Annotated in this window: 4 protein-coding genes; 2 read left to right on the top strand and 2 right to left on the bottom strand. The window is 67.8% G+C overall.

Annotation, left to right across the window (positions count from 1 at the left end; all coding sequences use genetic code 11):
• A partial coding sequence (locus DBR34_RS24020) for a biotin/lipoyl-containing protein (protein WP_308812569.1) occupies positions 1 to 381 on the bottom strand: 381 nt, incomplete at its 3' end.
• 200 nt (positions 382 to 581) lie between these two features.
• Positions 582 to 1,103, bottom strand: a complete 522-nt coding sequence (locus tag DBR34_RS18830; protein WP_128097909.1) for a DNA-deoxyinosine glycosylase — start codon at positions 1,101 to 1,103, stop codon at positions 582 to 584.
• Between the two features lie 194 nt (positions 1,104 to 1,297).
• Between DBR34_RS18830 and DBR34_RS18825 the strand changes: the two genes are divergently transcribed.
• Positions 1,298 to 1,936 (top strand): OmpW family outer membrane protein, encoded by a 639-nt coding sequence (locus tag DBR34_RS18825; RefSeq protein ID WP_038686081.1) that lies wholly within the window; start codon positions 1,298 to 1,300, stop codon positions 1,934 to 1,936.
• 129 nt (positions 1,937 to 2,065) lie between these two features.
• Positions 2,066 to 3,353, top strand: a 1,288-nt coding sequence (glpD, locus tag DBR34_RS18820) for a glycerol-3-phosphate dehydrogenase (RefSeq protein WP_258224126.1), incomplete at its 3' end; no start/stop codon positions are given.

The following is a 3,353-nucleotide window of genomic DNA, read 5'->3' as shown; positions in this document are numbered from 1 at the left end:
GGCCTGCTCGATCTCGCGGGCGGCCAGCTTGTCCGGCTGCGCCGGGGCGGCGACCGGCTCGACCTTGGTCGCGGTTTCGGCGGCTTCGGTCTTGGCGGCGGCAGCCGGGGCAGCGGCGGCGGCCGGCTTGGCCTCGCCTTCGGCCACTTCGATCAGCGCCACGACCTTGCCCTCGGACAGGTTGTCGCCGATCTTGACCTTGATCTCCTTGACCACGCCTGCCACCGAGGACGGCACTTCCATCGTGGCCTTGTCCGATTCCAGCGTGACCAGGCCCTGGTCCTTCTTGACGGTGTCACCAACGGCGACCAGCACCTCGATTACCGGGATATCGCTGTAGTCACCGATATCGGGGACAAGTGCTTCCTTGATTTCGGCCATGGGGATAACTCCGGCAATCTGGTGTAGGGAATCGCCTATTGTAGGGCAGGAGGCGGCAGCGCCAACCGGCTGGACGATTTTTTGCTGACCCTGTCCCGGGACAAGCTGTTGCAGCGGCCTGCCTTGGCGGGCTTGCGCTTGGTACAGCACGAAGCAGGATTTTCCAGTCGGTACCGTATTGTCCGGCCCGGGCCAGGCGCTCACGCCTGCAGCGCGTCCGCCAGCGGCTGCCAGGCCGCCTGCAGCCGGGGCAACGACCAGGCCGCATTGGCCGGGCTGGTGGACGGCAGCGACCAGACCACCGGCGCGCCCCCGGTAGCCGGCAACGCCGGTGCGATGCGGGCCATGAAGAGCTGGTAGGCGGTGCCACCGTTGCAGGCGATGGCCCGCAGCCCGGGCAACCCGGCGATCAGTGCGGGCAGCGCATTGGGCACGTCGCTTCCGCGCACGATCGACGCATCCAGGCTGCCCCGTCGCTCGCAGCGCCCGATAACATCCCACAGACCCACACCTGCGGCATTCAAGGCAGCGATGCGTGCGGGGTAGGCAAGCGTTGCATCCACCTCGCACAACAGCTGCATCAGCGGCCAGAACCGATTGCGCGGATGCGCGTAGTACTGCGCGGCCTGCAGCGACGCCACGCCGGGCATCGAGCCCAGCACCAGCACGCGGCACTGCGGCGATACCTGCGCGGGAAAGCCGATGCACGTGGTTGCTTCCATCACATCTCCAACAGGTGCATGAACATCATCGCCGGCCTCATTGCCCGCGAATGCAGGGATTTTCCGCTGTTCGCTGAACGGAACAAACTAAAATTTAACGCGCGTCGGATTCGATTCATGTTGCGGGGACTACGTTTGCCTCGCCCCGGAAGCAACGGGGTCAAGAACAAAAAAATACCTGAGGAGATTCCCCCATGCGCTCCATCCGCACCCTGACCCTGGCAACCCTGACCGCACTGGCCTTTGCACCGGCCGCATTCGCGCAGGACACCACCACCACCGACGACACCGCCTCGGGCAAGCATTTTGCCGTGGTCGGCGGCGTGTCGCTGCTGCAGCCCAAGAACGATCCCATCGACGGCGTGCGCAAGGTGGACGGTGGCCCGGCCCCGACGGTCAGCTTCAGCTACTACATCAACGACAACTGGGCCGTGGAACTGTGGGGCGCAGCCGACAAGTTCGACCACCGCGTGCGCGGCACCAACGGTGCGCGCCTGGGCACCGTTGAGCAGCAGCCGATCGCGCTGAGCGGCCAGTACCACTTCGGCCAGGCCGACAACGTGTTCCGTCCGTTCGTGGGCGTCGGTTACTACGAGTCCAACTTCAGCAATGAAGACCTGGCCAGCGACGTCGGTCACATCGGTCTGGAAACCGCCAAGGGCGCCATCGGCACCGTGGGCGTGGACATGAACATCAACAGCACCTGGTTCGCCCGTGCCGATGCCCGCTACATGCATTCGCGCCCGGAACTGACCGTCAACGGTGACAAGACCGGCGACAAGGCCAAGCTGGATCCGTGGACCGTGGGCTTCGGTATCGGTGCCCGCTTCTAAGCACCTGCAAGCCAACACGCAGTAACGCAACGGGCCCCTCGCGGGCCCGTTGTTGTTTCAGCCGTCCTTTCATTCCGCCTTGCCCCGCGCCCGGCAATACTGGCCCGGACGCGAAACGGGGGAGCGCGCATGGGCGACACCGGAACCGGACAGGACCTGCTCGACGTGCTGGTGGTGGGGGGCGGCATCAACGGCGCCGGCATCGCCCGCGACGCGGCCGGGCGCGGCTGGTCGGTATGCCTGTGCGAACAGGACGACCTGGCCTCACACACCTCCAGTGCCAGTACCAAGCTGATCCACGGCGGCCTGCGCTACCTGCAGTACGGCGAATTCGGACTGGTCCGCAAGGCGCTGCGCGAGCGCAGCGTGTTGCAGCGGCTGGCCCCGCACCTGGTGGTGCCTACCCGCTTCGTACTGCCGCATGCCGCGCACCTGCGGCCGGGCTGGATGCTGCACGCCGGGCTGTGGCTGTACGACCACCTGGGCCACGCCGGCAGCGCGTTCCCGCGCTCGCGGCGGCTGGACCTGCGCAGCGACCCCCGCGGTGCGGTGCTGCAACCGGGCTTCCGCACGGGCTTCACCTATTCCGATGCCCGCGTGGATGATGCGCGGCTGGTCCTGCTCAACGCACTGGATGCGCACGAACGCGGCGCGCGGATCCACGTGCGCACCCGCTGCGAACAGCTGATCCGCCACCGCGACCACTGGTGGGCCGTACTACGCCACGCCGATGGCAGCGTGCAGCGCCTGCGGGCCCGCGCCGTGGTCAACGCCACCGGGCCGTGGGCCGGCAACCTGCTGGAGCGCGCCGGCATGGATGCGCCGATCGGGCTGCGGCTGGTCCAGGGCAGCCACATCGTGGTGCCCCGCCTGTATGTGCACGACAGCGCCTACCTGCTGCAGCAGCCGGACCAGCGCATCGTGTTCGTGCTGCCGTTCGAGCAGGACTTCACCCTGATCGGCACCACCGATGTGGACTACGACGGCGACCCGGCGCAGGTGGAAACCGCCAGCAGCGAGGTGGCGTACCTGTGCGCGGCGGCCAACCGCTGGTTGCGCACGCCGGTGCAGCCGGCCGACGTGGTCTGGCAGTACAGCGGGGTGCGGCCGCTGCTGGCCGACCACCACCATGACGCGGCGAAGGTCACCCGCGATTACCGCCTGCAACTGGACGCCAGCCAGGCGCCGCTGCTGAGCGTTCTGGGCGGCAAGCTCACCACGTATCGCACCCTGGCCGAAGAAGCCATGGACCAGCTCGGCGCGGCCCTGGACCGTAGCGAACCGGCGTGGACCGCCGATGGCGCGCCCTTGCCCGGCGGCGACCTCGGCGCGGCGCCGGTGGTGCTGGCGAAACTGCAGGCGCAGTACCCGGACCTGTCGGAAACGCTGCTGGCAACGCTGGCCCGACGCTACGGCA

It is taken from the genome of Stenotrophomonas sp. HMWF003, assembly GCF_003061285.1.
In the GTDB taxonomy this organism is placed as follows: Bacteria; Pseudomonadota; Gammaproteobacteria; order Xanthomonadales; family Xanthomonadaceae; genus Stenotrophomonas; species Stenotrophomonas maltophilia_AP.
The sequence above is the reverse complement of the archived record's forward strand: the minus strand, read 5'-3'. Positions and strand labels throughout refer to the sequence as shown.

Bases quoted from the DNA above. Each gene is read 5' to 3' on its own strand.
- DBR34_RS18830 (WP_128097909.1), bottom strand. From the start codon at position 1,103: ATGGAAGCAACCACGTGCATCGGCTTTCCCGCGCAGGTATCGCCGCAG.
- DBR34_RS18825 (WP_038686081.1), top strand. From the start codon at position 1,298: ATGCGCTCCATCCGCACCCTGACCCTGGCAACCCTGACCGCACTGGCC.